The sequence below is a fragment of the Streptomyces sp. ISL-12 genome (genome assembly GCF_018614415.1).
Taxonomy (GTDB): Bacteria; Actinomycetota; Actinomycetes; order Streptomycetales; family Streptomycetaceae; genus Streptomyces.
The window spans coordinates 1-16,253 of the sequence record NZ_JAGGOO010000040.1; the positions used below are offsets into that span (position 1 = coordinate 1).

Genomic DNA, 16,253 nt, shown 5'->3' on the forward strand with positions numbered 1-16,253 from the left:
TCTGCGCGCCCACCGACCGCCTCCGCACGCCCACCGCCCGCCCCGACGCACACCCACGAACCCCGCGCTGCCGCCCCCGCCCGACTGAATCCGCCGGGCGCGGATATCAGCTAGGTACAGGGCACGGGGCAGGCCGCCCCGCGCCCCGGACCTTCGGAGGAGAAGAGATGGCACTGGTGAATGCGGGCGTCGTGGTGCTCGACTGTGCCGAGCCCGAGATGCTCGCGGAGTTCTACAAGGAGCTGCTCGGCGCGCGGGAGACCGACGTGGCCGCCAACCGGATCGAGATCAGGGGAGCCGACGGCTTCCGCATGGCGTTCCGCCGGGACGTCAACGCCACCCCGCCGAGCTGGCCCCGCCCCGAGAACTCCCTCCAGGTCCATCTGGACTTCGTGGTGGACGACCTCGACGAGGCCGAGCGCGGCATCGTGGGGCTCGGTGGGCGCCCGGTGGAGGCGAAGGACACGCCCGGCCCCTACGAGGAGCGCGGCTTCTCCGACCCGGCCGGCCACTCCTTCACCCTGCGCCGCCATCCCTCGACCGCGCCCAAACAGGGCTGAGCCCCGCGGCGGACGGTCCGCTCGCGGGGCGTCGGCGGCGTGCCGGGGCGGTGGTCAGTCCCGGCCGCCCGAGCCCGCGGCCGGCCACACCCCGGTGGAACGCTCGATGACCTTGGCGCCCGAGCGGTCCACGGCACTGCGCACCACGGCGAAGATGGCACCCTGGATCGCGGCGGCCAGCAGGATCTCGCCCCAGCCGCGGTCCGGGTCCAGGGCGTCGGGCGCGTCGTCCTCGTGCCGGATCAGCTTCCACGTCTTCTGGAACGCCATCCCGGCCAGCGCGCCGCCCGCCCAGCCCAGCACGAAGCCGACCGGCTTGTAGGCCATCGGAAGCTTCTGCTTCTTCTTCTTTCCCACGAAACTCCTCCTTGGTGCGCCGAACGAATCGGTACGCCGAATGAATTGGTACGCCGAACGAGTCGGTAAGTCGATTGAGTCGGTACGTCGAACGAAGAGGAGCGGATCAGGGCCTGCCCCGCGCCGGTACCTCCTCGTCGGCGGGGACCGGCCCGGGCGGGGTGCCGTCACCGAACGGCCGGCCGCCCAGCTCCTCGCGGTGGTGCGGCGTGAGCCAGCCGGACAGGTCGGGGCCCAGCGGCACGATGCGGGTCGGATTCACGCCCGTATGCGCCTGGTAGTAGTGACGCTTGATGTGGTCGAAGTCCACGGTGTCACCGAAACCCGGCGTCTGGAACAGATCGCGGACGTAACCCCACAGCACCGGACTCTCCGTCAGCTTCCAGCGGTTGCACTTGAAGTGGCCGTGGTAGACGGCGTCGAACCGGACCAGCGTGGTGAACAGCCGGATGTCCGCCTCCGTGATGGTGTCGCCGACCAGATAGCGCTGCCGCTCCAGCCGGGGCGTCAGCAGCTCCAGCCGCCGGAACACGCCCGCGCACGCCTCCTCGTACTCCTCCTGGCCGGTGGCGAAGCCCGCCCGGTACACCCCGTTGTTGACGTCGTGGTAGACGCCCGCCATCACCTCGTCGATCTCGTCACGCAGCTTCTCGGGATACAGGTCGGGCGCCCCCGGCCGGTGCAGGGCCGTCCACTCGGTCGCCAGGTCCAGGGTGATCTGCTGGAAGTCGTTGGTGACCAGGGCGCCGCTCGGCACGTCCACGATCGCCGGCACGCTCACCCCGCCCGGATACCCGGTCTCCCGCCGGTCGTACGCCTCGCTGAGGTAGCGGATGCCGAGCACCGGGTCGCGGCCGTCCGGATCGAGGGTGAACCGCCAGCTGCGGTCGTCCTGGATCGGGTCGGCGATCGCCAGGGAAAGGGCCTGCTCCAGGCCGAGCAGCCGCCGGGAGACCAGCGCCCGGCTCGCCCACGGGCAGGCCCGGCTGACCACCAGCCGGTACCGCCCGGCCGCCACCGGCCAGCCGTCCCGGCCGTCGGCGGTGACGCGGTCCGCGAAATGGCTCCGGGACCGTTTGAACGCCTTCCTGCCGTACGCGCTGTTGCCGGCCTCTCCGGCGCCCTCGCTCATGGCCCTCTCCTCCCTGCCGCACGGATGCCCTGGTTGACGCGTTCCCAGTTTTCGGCCCCCGGCACGGGCCGGCCACCCACAAGTGGGTGTGATCCGGGCAGGCCGGGGGCATCCGGCGAAAGGTGAGCGGAACGACTACGCGGCAGACGACGCCCGGGACGGGCGAGGACAGCGGACCCAAGACACCGGACAGCGGACCCAAGACACCGGAGAACGGGGCGACCGACCGGCGTACCCGCGTCACCGTGCTGGTGGCGCTGGCCGCCAACCTGGTGATCGCCGTCGCCAAGGCGGCCGGCGGCTTCGTCGCCGGATCACCCGCGCTGTTGTCGGAGGCGGCGCACTCCGTGGCCGACAGCCTCAACGAGGTCTTCCTCCTCGCCGCGCTGCGCCGCAGCCGCCGCCCGGCCGACCGCCGGCACCCCTTCGGCTACGGCAAGGAGCGGTACTTCTGGTCGTTGCTCGCGGCCGTCGGCATCTTCGTCATGGGTGGCTGCTTCTCCTTCTACCAGGGCGTCGAGGCCCTCCGCACGGGCGCCGAGGAAGAACTGAGCGGCTACGTCGCCGGTCTGGTCGTGCTCGGTGTCGCCTTCCTCGCCGAGGGCGCCTCGCTGCTGCGGGCCCTGCACCAGGTGCGCCGGCAGGGCGGCGGCCTGAGCGACCCGGCCCTGCGCACGGTCGTCGCCGAGGACGGCACCGCGGTGCTCGGCGTGACCCTCGCCATGATCGGCATGGCGCTGCACATGGTCACCGGACAGGTGGTCTGGGAGGCGTCCGCCTCGCTCGCCATCGGCGCGCTGCTCGTCTACGTCGCCTACCGGCTCGGCCGCGAGGCCCGCGAACAGCTGATCGGCGAGGCCGCCGACCCGGAGGCCACCGGCCGGATCCGGGCCCTGCTGGAGGCCCAGCCCGAGATCGACAGCGTCGAGGCCCTGTTCACGATGAAGACCGGCCTCGACTCCACCCTGGTGGCCGCCCGCATCGACCTGGTGCCCGGCCTGGACAGCGAACGGGTCGAGGAGGTCGCCGTACGCATCAAGCGGTCCCTCGCCAACACCGTGCCCGAGGCGGGGCAGATCTTCCTGGACGTGACGGACCGGCGCGCGCGGGAGGCAGGCGAAAGCCCCGCCGCGACGGGGGAACGCGGCGGGACCTGACCTTCGGGTGCCCGGCGGCGGCCGGTTCATGCACGGCCGGAGAGAAAAATTCTCAGCGGACTCCCGGCCCGCTCTCAGGAACCGTCGGCCGGCTCCAGCACGAAGACCGGGATCTCCCGGTCCGTCTTCTTCTGGTAGTCGGCGTAGTCCGGGAACGCCGCGACGGCGCGCTCCCACCACTCGGCCTTCTCCGCGCCCGTGACCTCACGGGCCGTGAAGTCCCGCTTCACCGCCCCGTCCTGGAGTTCCACCCGCGGGTCGGCCTTGACGTTGAAGTACCACACCGGATGCTTCGGCGCTCCGCCCAGCGAGGCGACCACCGCGTAGCGGCCGTCGTGCTCGACGCGCATCAGCGGTGTCTTGCGCAGCTTCCCGCTCTTCGCGCCCCTGGTCGTCAGCAGGATCACCGGCAGACCGGTGTCCCGCAGGGTCGTGCCCTCGGTGCCGCCGGACCTTTCGTACAGCTCCACCTGCTCCCGCACCCACTGCGTCGGGCTGGGTTCGTACTCGCCCTCAAGAGGCATCTGCATCCGTCCCATCGTCGGTCGTACGGCTCACTGGCACCGAGGTCAACGCCACCCGGTACGTAATCCATTTCTATCGCCTCCCGACCGCGATCCCCGGCTGCTGCCCCGGTGCGCCGATCTGGCCGAACTTCGCGTCGCCGCCCGGCGGCGCGCGGCATCTAATGGACTGTCATGCCGGACACGACCGAACCCGTCGCCTTCCCTCAGGACCGGACCTGCCCCTACCAGCCGCCCGCCGGCTACGACCGGCTGCGCGCCACCCGGCCGCTGGCCCGCGTCACCCTCTACGACGGCCGCCCGGCCTGGCTGGTCACCGGGCACGCCACCGCCCGCCGGCTCCTGGCCGACCAGCGGCTGTCCACCGACCGCACCCGCCCCGGATTCCCCGCCACCTCACCACGGCTGGCCGCAACGGCCGGCCGCAAGGCCGCGCTGCTGGGCGTCGACGACCCCGAACACCGGGCCCAACGCCACCTGGTGCTCCCCGAGTTCACCCTGCGGCGGGCGACGGCCCTGCGCCCGCGCATCCAGGAGATCGTCGACGAGCACCTCGACGCGCTGACCGCCCAGGGCCCGCCCGCCGACCTGGTGACCACCTTCGCGCTCCCCGTGCCGTCGCGGGTGATCTGCGCGCTGCTCGGCGTCCCCTACGCCGACCACGCCTTCTTCCAGGAACAGTCCCGCCGGCTGCTGCGCGGCCCCACCGCCGCCGACGCCCTGGACGCCCGCGACCGCCTGGCGGCGTACCTCGGTGACCTGGTCGACCGCAAGCGCGCGGACCTCGGCACCGGCCTGCTGGACGACCTGGTCCACCGCCCCGGCCCGGACACCCCCGGCCGCGAGGAACTCGTCGCCCTGGCCGTCATCCTGCTGGTCGCGGGCCACGAGACGACCGCCAACATGATCTCCCTGGGCACCTACACCCTGCTGCGCCACCCCGAGCGCCTCTCCGAACTGCGGGCCGACCCCGCCCTGCTGCCCGCCGCCGTCGAGGAACTGACGCGGACCCTGGCGATCACCGACGGTCTGCTGCGGCTGGCCGTCGAGGACATCGAGACGGACGGGGAGACCATCCGGGCCGGCGACGGCGTCGTCTTCGCCCTCTCCGTCATCAACCGGGACCCGGCCCTGTGCCCGGAGCCGGACGCCCTCGACTGGCACCGCCCGACCCGCCTCCACCTCTCCTTCGGCTCCGGCATCCACCAGTGCCTCGGCCAGCACCTGGCCCGCGCCGAGATGGAGATCGCCCTCGGCACCCTCCTGCGCCGGCTGCCCGGCCTGCGCCTGGCCGTTCCGGCCGAGCGGATCCCCCACAAACCCGGCGACACGATCCAGGGAGTACTGGAACTCCCCGTGACCTGGTAGGAAGCTGACGGACCATGCGCATCGACATCGACAAAGACGTCTGCATCGGCGCCGGCCAGTGCGCCCTGACCGCCCCCGACGTGTTCACCCAGGACGACGACGGCTACGGCGCCGTCCTGCCCGGCCGCGAGGACGGCGGCGGCAGCCCTCTGGTCCGGGAGGCGGCCCGGGCCTGCCCGGTGGGCGCCGTCCTCGTGACGGATCATCCGGCGGGCTGACGCCCGGCGTGGCATCCGGCCGCCTCGCCCCGGGCGCCCCCGGACCGACCCGCGCGGCCGTGCCCCGGCCCCAGCCGCCCCGGAGGACCGGGCGGCACGCGAGGCGGCCGGAGACGGTCACCTCACCGGCCGCCCGCTGAGTAGGCTTCCCGGGTGACCGAACAGGACCGGAAACCCTTCCTCTACGTGGTCGTCTGCGCCGCCGGCGTCGCCGCGGACGTCGGCGAACTGATCGAAGCGGCGCAGGGGCGCGGCTGGGCGGTCGGGGTGATCGCCACCCCGACCGCCGCGACCGACGGCTTCTTCGATGTCGCGGCCGTCGAGACGCTGACCGGCCGCCCGGTACGGGCCCGCTCACGCCGCCCCGGCGAACCGCGCCCGTTCCCCGCGCCGGACGCCGTGATCGTCGCGCCCGCCACCTTCAACACCCTCAACAAATGGGCCGCCGGCATCGCCGACACCCTCGCCCTGGGCACCCTGTGCGAGGCGTACGGCCTCGGCGTGCCCATCGGCGTACTGCCCTGCGTGGGCGACGCGCTGGCCGCCCACCCGGCCTACCGGGAGAGTCTCGCCCGGCTGCGCGCGATGGGCGTCCGCTTCGGCACCCCGGACGCGGCCGGGTACCCCTGGGAGCGGGCGCTGGACCTCGTCGGGCGTCCGGGTCAGGACCGGTCGCAGCCCACCGTCGGCCCCACCAGCATGCCGCCGGTGAACACGTCCTGACCGCGCGGCATCCAGTACCCCAGCTTCGACACCACCGTCGAGCAGGCCGCCTTCAGGGCGACGCGGACCCGCACGGTGGCCGGCCGGCCCGGCTGGAGGTCGGTGAACGCGCAGTCCAGGGAGTGCATGAGCCGGTCGGTCGACGGGTGACGGCCCACCAGCGGATTGACGCAGCGGGCGTCGTCCGTGGCCAGCTCCACCCCCGACCCCTCCTCGCCGATGAGCCCGAAGCGGGCGCTGCCGTCCCCCGCGTCGCTGTCCCGGTGGACGGTGTAGGTGAGGGTGGTGACGGTGTCCGGCCGCAGCACGCGACGGTCGACCTCGACGCGGTGGGTGGGCGCGGGTTTGGGCGCGCTCAGCCGGAGCTTCGCGCGCACCGTGCCGCGCAGGTCCACGCCCCCGGGCTCCGAACGCGCGTGCACGGACGCGGTGATCTCGTACGTCCCCGGGCCCGGGTAGGTGGCGTCCGCGCCGGGCAGCGTCCCGGAGGCGACGGTCGCGCCGTCGCGCCGCGCGGTCCAGGTCCCGGAGGTCGCACAGGCGTACCGGACGGCCGCCCGGGAGCCGGTCGTACAGGTGGCGGGCGCCGAGACGGACAGGCCGCGGGCGCCGCCGCTCGCGCACAGGCTGACCGCGGCCCGCTGACCGCCCGCGCCGCGCAGGGTGCCGGCCGGGGCGCACAGCGTCGACGCCGTCCCCTCCGCCGGCTTCGGCACGGGACCCGGACGGCCCCAGGCGGACGGGACGAGGGCCAGGCACAGCACGGCGGCACCGGCCAGGACCGGGACACTTCTCGGACGGATCGGCACATCTTCCTCCGGAAACAGTGAGGGAAACGCTGACGGAAACGCTGACGGGAACGCTGACGGAAACAGCGGCGGACCGGAGGGCCGGGCAGCCGCCGTCTGCGCCGAGGATGCGCGAGCCCGCCCGTTCCCGGGCCGCTCCCACGCCGGACGGTCACCTCAAGGCCGTAGGCTCTTCCTGGAAGATCACTCGACCTGAAGATCACTCGTCCTGAAGGCGGGAGCGGCAACGGTGCAGTACGTGAAGCTCGGTTCGACGGGCCTGGACGTCTCGCGGATCTGTCTGGGCTGCATGACCTACGGCGTGCCCGAGCGGGGCCCGCACGAGTGGACCCTCGACGAGGACGCCGCGCGTCCCCTGATCCGGCAGGCGGTGGAGGCCGGGATCACCTTCTTCGACACGGCCAACGTCTACTCCGACGGCACCAGCGAGGAGATCGTCGGACGGGCCCTGGCCGACTTCGCCCGCCGGGACGAGATCGTGCTCGCCACGAAGGTGCACGGCCGGATGCGGCCCGGCCCCAACGGCGGCGGCCTGTCCCGCAAGGTGATCATGACCGAGATCGACCACAGCCTCCGGCGGCTGGGCACCGACTACGTGGACCTGTACCAGATCCACCGCTGGGACCCGCACACGCCCGTCGAGGAGACGATGGAGGCCCTGCACGACCTGGTCAAGGCGGGCAAGGTGCGGTACATCGGGGCCAGTTCGATGTACGCCTGGCAGTTCTCCAAGGCCCAGTACACCGCCGAGCGCAACGGCTGGACCAAGTTCGTCAGCATGCAGAACCACTACAACCTGATCTACCGCGAGGAGGAGCGGGAGATGCTGCCGCTCTGCGCTGACCAGGGCGTGGGCGTGCTGCCGTGGAGCCCGCTGGCCCGCGGGCGCCTCACCCGTGACTGGGGGACCGCCACCCGGCGCAGCGAGACCGACCGCTTCGGCGGCACCCTCTACCAGGAGGGCGACCGCGCCATCGTCGAGGCCGTCACCCGCATCGCCGGCGAGCGCGGCGTCCCGCGCGCCCAGGTGGCACTGGCCTGGCTGCTGCGCCAGGCCACGGTGACCGCGCCGATCGTCGGAGCGGCCAGGTCCGGCCACCTGGAGGACGCGGTGGCGGCGGTCGGACTGGAGCTGAGCGACAAGGAAGCCGAGGAACTGGAGCGGCCCTACGCGCCGCATCCGGTCGCCGGTCACTGAGCCGGGCGGCTCAGGGGCCCGTGCCGGGGGTCAGGGCGGTGAGCGAGACCTCGGACTCGTTGCCGCCCACCGGCACCTCGCCCGCCTTCCAGGTCACCTCCAGGGCGTCCCGCTCGTCCGGCGGGGTGACGAGCAGGGTCGCCGGGGCGGCGGTGCGCGCCCCGCTGATGTCCGGGCTGGCGAACGACAGCGCCGACCAGGCGCTCTTGCCCGGGGTGAGGGTGAGGGTCCGGGGCGAGGCGGGGTCGCGCACCGGGTCCGGCCCCAGCTGCTTGCCGGACGCGTCGACGAACGCGGCGCCCGGATAGCCGTACAGGGTGCAGGTGCGGGACGAGGTGTTGGTCAGGACCACGGGGAAGTTGCGCTGGCCTGCGCCCGGGTCGACGCGGCCGACGGAGGCCCGCAGCTCGGTGGTGCGGCAGCGGCCGTCGGTGCGGGCGGAGGCCGACGCGGACCCGGCCGTGTCGGTCGGGGCGGTGCTCGGTACGGCGCTGGACGCCGGGGCGCTGGGGGAGTCCGTGCCGGGTGCGGCCGTGGGTCCGGCCGTGTTCCCGTCCGTGGCCGTCCCCGCGGTCGTCGGGGAACGGTCCGGTGCCGTCGCGGTACCGCCGCTGTCGCCGCCGCAGGCGGTCAGGGCGCCGAGCAGCGCGACCGCGCCCGCGAGCAGCGCCGTCCGGCGCACCGGCCGGTATGTGTTCACCATCGCTGCCTCACCCTCCTGGGGATTCGTCACGACCGGACCGGGGTTCGTTCCCTACGTCCTGTCTGTCCGGATGTCCCGTCGCGAGGCCGCGGAAACCGGCGTTCATCCCTGGTCCAGCAGCGCCAGCTCCGCCCAGATCGTCTTGCCCTCGGCCGTGTGCCGGCTGCCCCAGCGCTGGGTGAGCTGGGCGACCAGCAGCAGACCGCGCCCGCCCTCGTCCCAGGTCTTGGCGCGGCGCAGGTGCGGGGCGGTGTGGCTGGTGTCGGACACCTCGCAGATCAGTGTGGTCGCGTCGTGGATCAGCCGCAGCCGGATCGGCGGGGCGCCGTAGCGGATGGCGTTGGTGACCAGTTCGCTCACCACCAGCTCGGTGGTGAAGGACGCCTCCGTCAGCGACCAGGTGGCCAGCTGGTCCAGGACCTGCTTGCGGACGGGCGCGACCAGCGCCGGGTCGGCGGGGATGTCCCAGGTCGCCACCCGGGACGGGGGCAGGCCCCGGGCGCGGGCCAGCAGCAGGGCCACGTCGTCGGCGGCGCCGCCCGGCGGCAGCAGGGTGCGCAGCACCCGGTCGCAGGTCTGGTCCAGGGCCGCGGACGAGGTGCCGGGCGGGGCTGCCGCCAGGGTCTCGCACAGCAGGGCGATACCGGTGTCGCCGTCCCGCTCCCGGCTCTCGATCAGCCCGTCGGTGTAGAACGCCAGTACCGAGCCCTCGCTGAGGTCCAGTTCGGCCGACTCGAACGGCAGCCCGCCCACGCCCAGCGGCGGCCCCGAGGGCAGTTCGACGTGGTGGGGCGGTCCGTCCGGCGGGACCAGGACGGGCGGCGGATGACCGGCCCGGGCCAGGGTGCAGCGCCGGGAGACCGGATCGTACACCGCGTACAGACAGGTGGCGCCGACCTCGCCGGTGCCGTCGCCGCCGGACTCGTCGGAGAGCCGGACGACCAGGTCGTCGAGGTGGGTGAGGAGTTCGTCGGGGGCCAGGTCGATGTCGGCGAGGGTGCGCACGGCGGTACGCAGCCGGCCCATGGTGGCCGACGCCTGGATGCCGTGGCCCACCACGTCCCCCACGACCATCGCGACCCGCATCCCGGACAGCGGGATGACGTCGAACCAGTCGCCGCCCACTCCGGCGCGGGCCGCCGGGAGGTAGCGGGAGGCGGCCTGCACCGCCGCCGTGGGCGGCAGCTGGCGGGGGAGCAGGCTGCGCTGGAGGGTCAGTGTGGTCTCCCGCTCCCGGGAGTAGCGGCGGGCGTTGTCGATGCAGACGGCGGCCCGCGCGGTGACCTCCTCGGCCAGCAGCACGTCCTCGTGGGTGAACGGCACCGGGCTCCGGAAGCGGGCGAAGACCGCGACCCCGAGGGTGGCGCCCCGGGCCTGGAGCGGGACGCACAGCATGGAGTGGACGCCGTCCTCCCGCACTCCCCGGAACGGGACCTCGTCCAGGCTGCGCCACCCCTCGCCGTCCCCGGAGGGCACCGTGGTCACGATCGCGCGTCCGGTGACCAGGCACTCGGCCTGCGGGGAACCGGCCGGGTAGTCGTCGAGCCGGCCCGGTTCGGCCACCGCCTCGGGACAGCCCGGGGTGATCGACGTGTGGGCGGCCCGGCGCAGGGCCACCGGCGGCAGGGGCCGGTCCGGGTGCTCGCCGCCGTGCTCCCCCGGGTCGAGCAGGTCGACGCTGACGAAGTCGGCGAGGACCGGGACGCAGACCTGGGCCAGTTCCTGGGCGGTACTGGTGACGTCGAGCGTGGTGCCGATGCGCACACTGGCCTCGTTGACCAGCTGGAGCCGCTCCCGGGCCCGGTGCTGCTCGGTGAAGTCGTGGACGCTCGCGCAGACGCCGCGGATCCGGCCGTCGGGGCCGGTCAGCCGCGCGACGCGGGCCAGCCACGCCTGGGGGTGCGTCTCGCCGGGGACCGGCTGGAACGTCTCCACCTCGTGCGGCTTCCCGGTGACGAGCACCCGCCGGAGGTTCTCCTCGTACTTGGCGTACTCCGGGTGGCTGTCGATGTCGGTGAGCCGCAGACCGAGCAGGTGCTCGGGCGGCACCATCGTCAGACGGGCCATGGCGTCGTTGACGCCGCACAGACGCAGCTGTTCGTCGAAGATCAGCATGGCGCAGGGCGACTGGGTCAGCGCCAGGTTGACCAGGGGGTCGTCCGCCGGGTCGGGGACGCTGTCCAGCGCCGCGACCGCCAGCCAGCCGGCCGGGCGGCCGTCGTCCGGGCCCCGGCGGCGGGCGAGCACCCGGGCGGACACCACGTGTCCGTCGCGGTGCCGCAGCTTCAGCACGCCGTGCCAGCGCGCGTCGCCGGGTTTCGGGAACTCGTCCTGGCTGCCGTCGGCCAGGAGGTCGGCGGCGGGCCGGCCCACGACCCCTTCCGGCGGGTGGCCGAGCAGTCTGCTCGCCCCCTCGTTCCAGTGCAGTACCACGCCGGTGTCGTCGATGACGGCCCGGGCCGTGGCGGCATCGTCGTACGGGTTGACCGGGCTCATCGTCGCCACTCCATCGCGCACACTCACAGTGAACGGTGTGTCACTTGGGGCACAGCGTAGTGGGTCACAGGGGTCGCGCGGACCCGAACGCGGTCTGTACGGCACTTGGTGGGCGCACGGGGTCTTCAACAGGCGCGACGGGGGTGGCGCGTGCGGTAGAAGTGCGCCTCCGCCCCCTTGACGGACTGCCGTGACGCATCGACAGAATCTGTTTGTTCGCGATCACTTGTGAGTACTTCTGGGCCCTGACGAGGGAGAGCCATGACAGTCACGCGCAGATCGGTCCTGATCGCCTCCGCGGCCACCCCGGCGGTCGGGGTGCTGCCGGTCGCCCCGGGGGCGTGGGCGGCGGATGAGAAGGAAGGTTTCCCCGGCCGTCGTACCGTCGCCCTGCGGGACGGCTGGCGCTTCACCCTCGCCGACCCCGTGGGCGCCGACGAACCCGATGCGGACGCCGCGGACCCCGGGTACGACGACTCCGCCTGGCGCGAGGTCGCCGTCCCGCACGACTGGAGCATCGAACAGGCGCCCACCACCGAGCACGGCACCACCAGCGGCACCGGCTTCCTGCCGGGCGGCCTCGGCTGGTACCGCCTGTCCTTCACGCTGCCGGCCGCGCTCGCGGGCAAGCGGATCGCGGTGGAGTTCGACGGCGTCTACATGGACGCCTACGTCTGGTGCAACGGCACCGAGGCGGGCCGCCACCCCTACGGCTACACGGGTTTCGCCCTCGACATCACCGACCTGGTGCACACCGACGGCCGGACCGAGAACGTGCTCGCGGTCCGGGTCCGCAACCGGCTGCCGAGCAGCCGCTGGTACTCCGGCAGCGGCATCTACCGTGAAGCCCGCCTGGTCGTCACCGAACCCGTGCACGTGGGGCGCTGGGGCACGTACGTCACGACCCCGGAGGTGACCGACGAGCGGGCCGTCGTCCGGGTGGCGACCACGGTGGTGAACGCCTCCGGCGCCTCGCGCGAGGTCGAGATCCGCTCGGCGGTCCGGGACCCCGACGGCCGCACCGTGGCCCGTGCCTCCTCCACGGTCACCGTCGGCGCCGACGACCGGAGCGAGACCCACGAACTGGCCGTCGCCCGGCCCCGCCGCTGGGACTTCGCCGCCCCCGACCGGTACACCCTGCGCACCGAACTGCGCGTCGGCGGCCGGACGGTGGACACCTACGACACCGTGTTCGGGATACGAACCTTCCGGATCGACCCCGAGGAGGGCTTCCACCTCAACGGCGTCCACGCCAAGCTCAAGGGCGTCGACCTCCACCACGACCTGGGCGCGCTCGGCGCCGCCGTCAGCGCCGACGCGGTCCGCAGGCAACTGGAGATCATGAAGTCGATGGGCGTCAACGCCCTGCGCACCTCGCACAACCCGCCCGACCCGGCGGTGATCCGGGTCTGCGAGGAACTCGGGATCGTCATGCTGGTCGAGGCGTTCGACTGCTGGCGCACCGGCAAGAACCGCTGGGACTACGGCCGGTTCTTCGACCAGTGGTGCGAGACGGACGCCGGCGAGATGGTCCTGGCGGCCCGCAACTCGCCCGCCGTCGTGATGTGGTCGATCGGCAACGAGGTCCCCGACTCCACCTCCACCGCCGGTCTCGCCATGGCCGACCGGATCATCGGCGCGATCAAGGCCGCCGACGACACCCGCCCCCTGGTCATCGGCTCCGACAAGTACCGCAGTATGCCCGCCAAGGGCTCGGCGGCCGACCTCATGCTGGCCAAGCTCGACGGACTCGGTCTCAACTACAACACCGCCAAGTCGGTCGACGCCCTGCACGCCGCCTATCCCCACCTGTTCCTGTTCGAGTCGGAGTCGTCCTCGGAGACCTCCACGCGCGGCACGTACCAGGAGCCCCAGCACCTCAACACCGGGGAGAACCACACCCCCGGCAGGCGGGCGACCTCCTCCTACGACAACAACCTCGCCTCCTGGACCATGAGCGGCGAGTACGGCCACAAGAAGGACCGGGACCGCAGGTGGTTCACCGGGCAGTTCCTGTGGTCGGGCATCGACTACATCGGGGAGCCGACGCCGTACGACGTCTTCCCGGTGAAGGCGTCCTTCTTCGGCGCCGTGGACACCGCGGGCTTCCCCAAGGACATGTACCACCTCTTCCGCAGCCAGTGGACCGAGGAGCCGATGGTCCACCTGCTGCCGATGACCTGGAACCACGCGGCGGGCGACACGGTCGAGGTGTGGGCCTACTCCAACGTGGACACCGTCGAGCTGTTCCTCGACGGGGCGTCGCTGGGCGTGCGGAAGTTCGACACCAAGAAGACCGTGGACGGGCGGAGCTACCTGGAGACCACCGAGGCCACCGGCGACGACAAGACCTTCACCGACGGCCCCTGGCCGGGCAGTTACACCAGCCCCAACGGCAGCGCGGGCAAGCTCCACCTGACCTGGAAGGTGCCCTACGCGCCGGGCGAGCTGAAGGCCGTCGCCCGGCGGGACGGGAAGACGGTCGCCACCGATGTGCTGCGCACGGCCGGTGAGCCGTACGCGATCCGGCTGACGCCCGACCGGAAGTCCCTCGCGGCGGACGGCCGTTCCCTGGTCTTCGTCACCGCCGACGTCGTCGACCGGCACGGCACGGTGGTGCCCGGCGCCGAGCACCTGATCACCTTCGACGTGACCGGCGGCTGTCTCGCCGGGCTGGACAACGGCCGCCAGGAGAGCGCCGAGCCCTACCAGGCGAGCACCCGCACCGCCTTCCACGGCAAGGCCCTCGCCATCGTCCGCTCCGGCACCCGGGCCGGGACGCTGAAGGTGACCGCCCGAGCGGAGGGGCTGCGCACGGGCACGGCCAGCGTGCGCGCCGAGCGGGCGGCGGACCGCGCCACCACGCCCGCGCCCGGGTTCCGGGCGGCGTATCCGGCGCCCGTGGAGACCCCGCACGCGGACGCGAGCTACTCCGGCCGTCCCGACACCCTTCCGGCCGCCATGCTCGACGGCGACCCGGCGACCGGCTGGTCCAACGGCTTCGTCAAGGCGGCCACCGCCCTGCTGCCCGCCTTCGACGGCGCCCGCGCCGAGGACTGGGTGAGCGTCGACTACGGACGCGCCCGCCGCTTCGACCGGATCGAGGTCTCCTTCACCACCGACGCCACGCACAGCCTGCCCGCCGCGATCGGGGCCGAGGTGTGGAACGGCCGGGCGTGGCGGGCCGTCGAGGGTGCCCGTACCGACTGGGCCACCGCCTCCGACCGGCCCACGGTCGTCACCTTCGACCCGGTCCGCGGCTCCCGGATCCGCCTCACTCTGACCAGCGGCCACCCCGGTGAGCCCCGGGGCGCGGTACGGATCAGCCGGCTGGCGGCGCCGGCCGCCTGACCGGTGCCGGGGAGGGCGCACGCCCAGGAGCGGCTCGCGCCCTGCCCGGCCCACGCGGACCGTCGATCTCGCCGGGGGGTTGTACGGCGTTCTGCGGATTGCCGCGGTGCCGGTGGTGAGCCTTGACTGACGGTGTGCCCGGTGGGGGCCGGGGGAGGCGCGCGGGGTGCACGAGGGGGTATGGCCGCCCTCTCGTACGGCTCCCGGCCCGGGCCCACGGCCGTCACCGGCCCGGGACACCGACTTCCGAGGGGGAACCGACTCATGCGCAGCAGATGGGGAACGGCCGTCGCGGCCCTGACCGTCGCCGCCGCCGCGTCCGTCGCGGTACTGCCGGCACCCGCGACGGCGCACACCGCGCCGTCGCACGGCAGGCACGGCCACCACCCGAAGACCCACAACGTCAGACTCACCCAGGGCGCGGACGCCGAGTCCGAAGCCCCGTCCCTGAGTGCCGACGGACGGTACGCCGTCTTCGTGTCGGAGGCGTCCAGCCTGGTCCGCGGGGACACCAACGGCGTCGCCGACGTCTTCCTGCGGGACCTGAGGACCGGCCGCACCCAGCGCGTCAGCACGGACGCCGAGGGCAGGCAGTCCGCGCACGGCGCCACCTACGGGGCCATCAGCGCCGGTGGCCGGCACGTCGTCTTCATCTCGGCCGCGCCCGACCTGATCCCGGGAGAGACGCACGACAAGCGGTCGGTCTACTGGCGTGACCTGCGCACCGGGAAGCTCAGGTACGCCGGCAACGAGATCACGGGCAACACGGCGCACGCGAGGGACGCCTCCGTCAGCGCGGACGGCCGGTACGTCGCCTACGAGTCGAGCGACGCGGTGCCCAAACCGGGCCGGGGCGTCGCCGTCCGCGACATGCGCACCGGAGAGCTGACGATCCATCCGTACCTCGGAGTCCTGTCGTACGGGCCCTCCCTCAGCGACGACGGACGGGTGCTGGTGTACACGAACGGCCAGTACTACCGCCCGTTCAACGACGTCAAGGTGGCCGACGCCCGCACCGGGGAGTACCGGTCGGCGTACCTCACACCCGAGGGCGTCCGCGGCAACGGGGACGTGCACGACGGCCGGATCAGCGGCGACGGCCGCTACGTCTCCTTCAGTTCGGCGGCCACCGACCTCGGCCCCGAGGACGCCAACGGCGCCGGGTACAACGTCTTCGTCCGCGACCTCCGCACCGGTTCGCTGCGGATCGTCGAGGCACCCGACCCGTCCCTGTGGACCCTGGACGGGAGGCTCAGCCGCGACGGCCGGTACCTGCTCTTCCGGGCCGCGACCAACTGGTCGGACGGCTCCTGGTACCTGCGGGACCTGCGCACCGGCCGCACCACGCCCGCCGTCACCGACGCCTCGGGCCGGCCGGCCGAGGCGCTCGTCGGCGACCAGCCGCTGGACTCCCGCGCGGGCACGGTCGCCTTCTCCTCGGAGGCCGGGCACATGGCCCGGGGCCCGCGGAGCGCGGGCGCGGACGCGTACGTACGCCGCATCCGCTGAGGGACCCGCTGAGCCGGTCCCGTCGAGACCACTGCGGCCGGGGATGTGACGGTCCGGACGGAACGCGTTCCGTCCGGACCGTTGACGCGGTGTCATGGCTCCAACAAACATGGTCGGCGTCCGTCTCTGGGAGCGCTCCCACGCCGTC

Annotated in this window: 14 protein-coding genes; 8 read left to right on the plus strand and 6 right to left on the minus strand. The window is 73.3% G+C overall.

Going from position 1 to position 16,253, the window contains the following annotated elements:
• Positions 1–167 precede the first annotated feature (167 nt).
• Positions 168–560 carry a VOC family protein gene (locus J7I94_RS11370; RefSeq protein WP_215166907.1) on the plus strand — a complete coding sequence of 131 codons (393 nt, stop codon included), beginning with the start codon at positions 168–170 and terminating at the stop codon, positions 558–560.
• A 54-nt stretch (positions 561–614) separates the two neighbouring features.
• On the opposite strand, the gene J7I94_RS11375 is transcribed toward J7I94_RS11370, so the two are convergent.
• Together J7I94_RS11375 and J7I94_RS11380 are read right to left on the minus strand one after the other, a co-directional pair.
• Positions 615–887, minus strand: coding sequence for a DUF4235 domain-containing protein (locus J7I94_RS11375; RefSeq protein ID WP_215167037.1), 273 nt, complete (start codon positions 885–887; stop codon positions 615–617).
• 136 nt (positions 888–1,023) lie between these two features.
• Positions 1,024–2,049, minus strand: coding sequence for a glutathione S-transferase family protein (locus tag J7I94_RS11380; RefSeq protein WP_215166908.1), 1,026 nt, complete (start codon positions 2,047–2,049; stop codon positions 1,024–1,026).
• A gap of 245 nt (positions 2,050–2,294) precedes the next feature.
• Here J7I94_RS11380 and J7I94_RS11385 point away from each other — a divergent pair, with 245 nt between their 5' ends.
• On the plus strand, positions 2,295–3,206 hold the full coding sequence (locus J7I94_RS11385; protein WP_215167038.1) for a cation diffusion facilitator family transporter: 912 nt from the start codon (positions 2,295–2,297) through the stop codon (positions 3,204–3,206).
• A 74-nt stretch (positions 3,207–3,280) separates the two neighbouring features.
• Here the strand turns inward: J7I94_RS11385 and J7I94_RS11390 are convergent, their stop codons facing one another.
• Positions 3,281–3,730, minus strand: coding sequence for a nitroreductase family deazaflavin-dependent oxidoreductase (locus J7I94_RS11390; protein WP_215167039.1), 450 nt, complete (start codon positions 3,728–3,730; stop codon positions 3,281–3,283).
• Positions 3,731–3,904: 174 nt separating this feature from the next.
• On the opposite strand from J7I94_RS11390, the gene J7I94_RS11395 reads away from it, so the two are divergent.
• The 3 genes from J7I94_RS11395 to J7I94_RS11405 all read left to right on the plus strand — a co-directional run bounded on the left by J7I94_RS11395 (position 3,905) and on the right by J7I94_RS11405 (position 6,039).
• Complete coding sequence (locus tag J7I94_RS11395) at positions 3,905–5,098, plus strand: cytochrome P450 (RefSeq protein ID WP_215166909.1); 1,194 nt, start codon at positions 3,905–3,907, stop codon at positions 5,096–5,098.
• 14 nt (positions 5,099–5,112) lie between these two features.
• Positions 5,113–5,316, plus strand: a complete 204-nt coding sequence (locus tag J7I94_RS11400) for a ferredoxin (RefSeq protein WP_215166910.1) — start codon at positions 5,113–5,115, stop codon at positions 5,314–5,316.
• A 153-nt stretch (positions 5,317–5,469) separates the two neighbouring features.
• Entirely contained in the window at positions 5,470–6,039 is a 570-nt protein-coding gene (locus J7I94_RS11405; protein ID WP_215166911.1) for a flavoprotein, read from the plus strand.
• Here J7I94_RS11405 and J7I94_RS11410 read toward each other — a convergent pair.
• The gene (locus J7I94_RS11410; RefSeq protein WP_308114545.1) at positions 5,979–6,848 is read right to left on the minus strand and encodes a hypothetical protein; all 870 of its coding nucleotides are present in this window, start codon (positions 6,846–6,848) and stop codon (positions 5,979–5,981) included. The two genes, J7I94_RS11405 and J7I94_RS11410, sit on opposite strands and share 61 nt — an antisense overlap.
• Before the next feature lie 229 nt (positions 6,849–7,077).
• Here J7I94_RS11410 and J7I94_RS11415 point away from each other — a divergent pair, with 229 nt between their 5' ends.
• Positions 7,078–8,046, plus strand: a complete 969-nt coding sequence (locus J7I94_RS11415; RefSeq protein ID WP_215166912.1) for an aldo/keto reductase — start codon at positions 7,078–7,080, stop codon at positions 8,044–8,046.
• A gap of 10 nt (positions 8,047–8,056) precedes the next feature.
• On the opposite strand, the gene J7I94_RS11420 is transcribed toward J7I94_RS11415, so the two are convergent.
• Both J7I94_RS11420 and J7I94_RS11425 read right to left on the minus strand, forming a co-directional pair.
• Positions 8,057–8,749, minus strand: coding sequence for a DUF4232 domain-containing protein (locus J7I94_RS11420; protein WP_215166913.1), 693 nt, complete (start codon positions 8,747–8,749; stop codon positions 8,057–8,059).
• Between the two features lie 102 nt (positions 8,750–8,851).
• Positions 8,852–11,245, minus strand: a complete 2,394-nt coding sequence (locus tag J7I94_RS11425; RefSeq protein ID WP_215166914.1) for a SpoIIE family protein phosphatase — start codon at positions 11,243–11,245, stop codon at positions 8,852–8,854.
• 261 nt (positions 11,246–11,506) lie between these two features.
• Between J7I94_RS11425 and J7I94_RS11430 the strand changes: the two genes are divergently transcribed.
• Together J7I94_RS11430 and J7I94_RS11435 are read left to right on the plus strand one after the other, a co-directional pair.
• Positions 11,507–14,596: a glycoside hydrolase family 2 TIM barrel-domain containing protein gene (locus J7I94_RS11430; protein WP_215166915.1), complete on the plus strand. Its 3,090-nt coding sequence runs from the start codon at positions 11,507–11,509 to the stop codon at positions 14,594–14,596.
• A gap of 264 nt (positions 14,597–14,860) precedes the next feature.
• Positions 14,861–16,105, plus strand: a complete 1,245-nt coding sequence (locus J7I94_RS11435) for a PD40 domain-containing protein (protein ID WP_215166916.1) — start codon at positions 14,861–14,863, stop codon at positions 16,103–16,105.
• The last annotated feature ends 148 nt before the right edge of the window (positions 16,106–16,253 follow it).